At 71.1% G+C, this 3,127-nt stretch carries 4 protein-coding genes and 1 pseudogene; 4 read left to right on the forward strand and 1 reads right to left on the reverse strand.

Annotation, left to right across the window (positions count from 1 at the left end; translation table 11 throughout):
* From WBA11_RS13235 to WBA11_RS13250, 4 genes are all read left to right on the forward strand, one after another.
* A partial coding sequence (locus tag WBA11_RS13235; protein ID WP_424521144.1) for a FecCD family ABC transporter permease occupies positions 1 to 370 on the forward strand: 370 nt, incomplete at its 5' end.
* A gap of 195 nt (positions 371 to 565) precedes the next feature.
* The gene (locus WBA11_RS13240; RefSeq protein ID WP_424521145.1) at positions 566 to 1,402 is read left to right on the forward strand and encodes a HipA family kinase; all 837 of its coding nucleotides are present in this window, start codon (positions 566 to 568) and stop codon (positions 1,400 to 1,402) included.
* Between the two features lie 28 nt (positions 1,403 to 1,430).
* Positions 1,431 to 1,799, forward strand: a complete 369-nt coding sequence (locus WBA11_RS13245) for a DUF3037 domain-containing protein (RefSeq protein WP_424521146.1) — start codon at positions 1,431 to 1,433, stop codon at positions 1,797 to 1,799.
* Positions 1,800 to 1,878: 79 nt separating this feature from the next.
* Entirely contained in the window at positions 1,879 to 2,694 is an 816-nt protein-coding gene (locus WBA11_RS13250) for a hypothetical protein (RefSeq protein WP_424521147.1), read from the forward strand.
* Between the two features lie 136 nt (positions 2,695 to 2,830).
* Here the strand turns inward: WBA11_RS13250 and WBA11_RS13255 are convergent.
* Positions 2,831 to 3,127, reverse strand: a pseudogene (locus WBA11_RS13255) (glutamate dehydrogenase); the annotation flags it as partial.

Genomic DNA, 3,127 nt, shown 5'->3' on the forward strand with positions numbered 1-3,127 from the left:
GGCCCGGCCGCTCGACCTGCTCTCGACGGGCGAGGAGCCCGCCGCGGCCCTGGGCGTCCCCGTCGAAGCTCTCAAGCGAACGCTCATCGCAATCGCTGCCGTCGCAACGGGCGTTCTGGTCGCGGCGGCCGGCGTGATCGGGTTCGTCGGCCTGATCGTGCCCCACGCCGTCCGAATGGTCGTCGGCGCGACGCACCGCCGGCTCGTCCCGATCGCGTTCGTGTGCGGCGCCATCTTCCTCTTGCTCGCCGATCTCGCGGCCCGGACCATCCTGCCCGGCCAGGAAGTCCCCGTCGGCGTGCTGACCGCCATCTGCGGCGTCCCGTTCTTTTTGTGGTTGCTGCGGCGAGAAGGCCCAGGACTCGGGTGACCTAACGTCCTCGAGGACGATTCCCGACGATCCGCCCTCGAGGGTCGGACCCCACCACGCTCGCCCTCGAGGACGCCAGTCGAGAACGCGGACCGACCTCGAGGCCGACTCGCACGCGGACCACCAGCGCCCTCGAGGACGACACGCCTGGGGGCCGACGCCGAACTTCGCCCGACCGACGCGAGTCCTCCGGCCATGCTCCCCACGCACACCGCCCAGCGCTACGCGCAGCCGCTCCGGGAGGGCGGCTCCTTGCCCGCCCTGGTCGAGACCGACGCCGGCCTCGAGGTCGTCAAGTTCCGCGGGGCCGGACAGGGCGCCCGCGCTCTCCTGGCCGAGCTGATCGTCGGCGGCATCGCCCAGGCCCTCGGCCTACCCATCCCGACGCTCTCCGTCGTCGACGTCCCGGACGGGTTCGGACGCGCCGAGCCGGACCCCGAGATCCAGGACATCTTGAAGGGGAGCGTGGGAGCCAACGTCGGATTGGCGTTCGTGCCCGGCGCCTTTGCCTACGAGCACGCCGCCCACGCCGACATCGTCGACCCCGACCTGGCGGCGGACGTCGTGTGGCTCGACGCGTTGACGACCAACATCGACCGGACGCCGCGGAACCCCAACCTGCTGGTCGCCCGAGGCGACGACGGCCCGCAGCTCTGGCTCATCGACCACGGCGCGGCGCTCTACCACCACCACAACTGGCCGTCCGTCGACACCGAGCGCGCCCAGACCCCGTTCCCAGCCATCAAGGACCACGTCCTGTTGCCCATCGCCTCCGACCTCGAGGCCGCCGACGCCCGACACCGGCACGCCCTCGAGGGCGACACGCTGCGCCGCGTCCTCGAGGACGTGCCCGACAGCTTGCTGGTCGCCGCGCCCCCCGGCCGCGAGCCCGACTTTGAGACCGCGGGCCAGGCACGCGACGCGTACCTGCGCTTTTTCGCCGACCGTCTGTCGACGCAGCGGTGGGTCGACCAAGCCGAGCACGCGCGCACGACCCCGCCCGACACGTCCGCCCTCGCCTACCGACGCTAAGCCCCCGCCCTCGAGGTCGACACCCGCCGTGCGCCCCTACGACTACGCCCTGATCCGTTGCGTCGACGTCGCCACCGGCGACGCGAGGACGATCGGCGTCGTGCTGTCGTGCCGCCAGGCTCGGTTTCTGGGCGTCCGCTTCGTCGATGGCACCCCCGCGGCCGACGCCCTCGGCCTCGATCCAGATCTCTTGAGCCGCTCGGTCCGGGCGTTCGTCGAGGTCGCGAACGGAGGCCACGCGGCGGGACCCGTCGGTCGGCTCCCGGACTCCGAGCGGTTCCACTTTCTGACGGCCACGCGGTCGACCTCGCTTCAGCCGTCGAGCGTCCACACGGGCTTGGCCGACGACCCGGAAGCCGCGCTCGACCGCCTCGAGGCGCAGGCGCTTCGCCCCTGACTCCGCCCTGAGTTCTTCCGCGCCTCGGAACCCTCCGTGCCGTCGCTGGCGTCTAGGGCGCCCCCCTCTCTTTCGATCTGTGCAGGACGACGCCAACGCTTTCGACCCCGACACGCCCGCTGCCATCGATGCGGCCTCGGCCTCCATCTTCGCGGACCGCAAGGCACGTCTGACCAAGACGCTCCTCGAGGGCGAGACGGGAGTCCAGTTCGAATCGCTCGCGCTCTTTGCCGAGCCGTTTTTCGCGATGTACGACCTCGACGTCGCCGACGCGTTCAAGCTCCGCACCGAGCCCAAGGCCGTCGCCGACGACGCCGTCGCGCTCTTGGAGACGGCCCGCGTGCTCTGGGCCTACATGTCACTCTCGCCGAGCGCCCGCGCCCACAGACGCCCAGTTTTGGCCGCCCAACTCGTCGGCAACGACCCGACGGAAGAGGACTGGGCCGGCCTCGACGGGTTGGTCGAGACGGCGAGGATCCATTGGAAGGCGCTGCTCCCCGAGGAGATCGAGGCCGCGCAGTCGACGGGCCATCCCGTCCTCGAGTTCGACGACTTGCTCCACCACCCCGCGTTCCGCGTCGGGTCCGAGGACGACGACGCCACGCACGCCGGCTACGGCCCGAACGGGCTCTCCGAGACCGAGGCTCGCGCGCTGTTCGCCCAGCCGTTGCTCGACGACCCCGAGGTCCTGATCGACCCGGACGCCTTCGAGGACGCCCTAGAGCGGGCCGACGACTACTGGTCCCTCGCCCGGTCCGTCGGCTCCGACCTCGAGGCCGAGGCCGAGGCGTGGGCCTCGCAGCACGCGGCCTCCGACGCGGACCAGGCGCCCCTCGCCGCCGAGGCCGTCAAGATGGTCAACCGCTTTCGCGAGCTGTTCCCCGAGCTGGGCTAGCCAGACCTCGGCCTCGAGCCGGCGACGCCGACACCATGATCGGCATCCGCCCTCGAGGACGCTTTCCTGTGGCCGGTACAGCCACGGCGAAGCGCTCGAGGCCGAGCCGCCATGGCCGACCTCGAGGACGGGTTCGCTAGAGCGAGCCGCGGAGCTTCTCGGCCGTCACGACTCGGTCGATGGCGAGTGCGAAGGCGGCCTCGCGCATCTCGCTGTCGAGGTCCTTCATCTTGTCCGCCACGTCATCGTAGGCCTTGGTCAGGATCCGCTCGAGGCGCTTGTTGACGTCCTCCTCGCTCCAGCGGTACTGCTGGAAGTTCTGGCTCCACTCGAAGTAGCTCACGATCACGCCGCCGGCGTTGGCCAGGATGTCGGGGACGACCAGAACGCCGCGCTCCGACAAGCGGCGGTCGGCGGTCGGCGTCACCGGCAG

This window comes from Rubrivirga sp., assembly GCF_049648075.1.
GTDB lineage: Bacteria > Bacteroidota > Rhodothermia > Rhodothermales > Rubricoccaceae > Rubrivirga.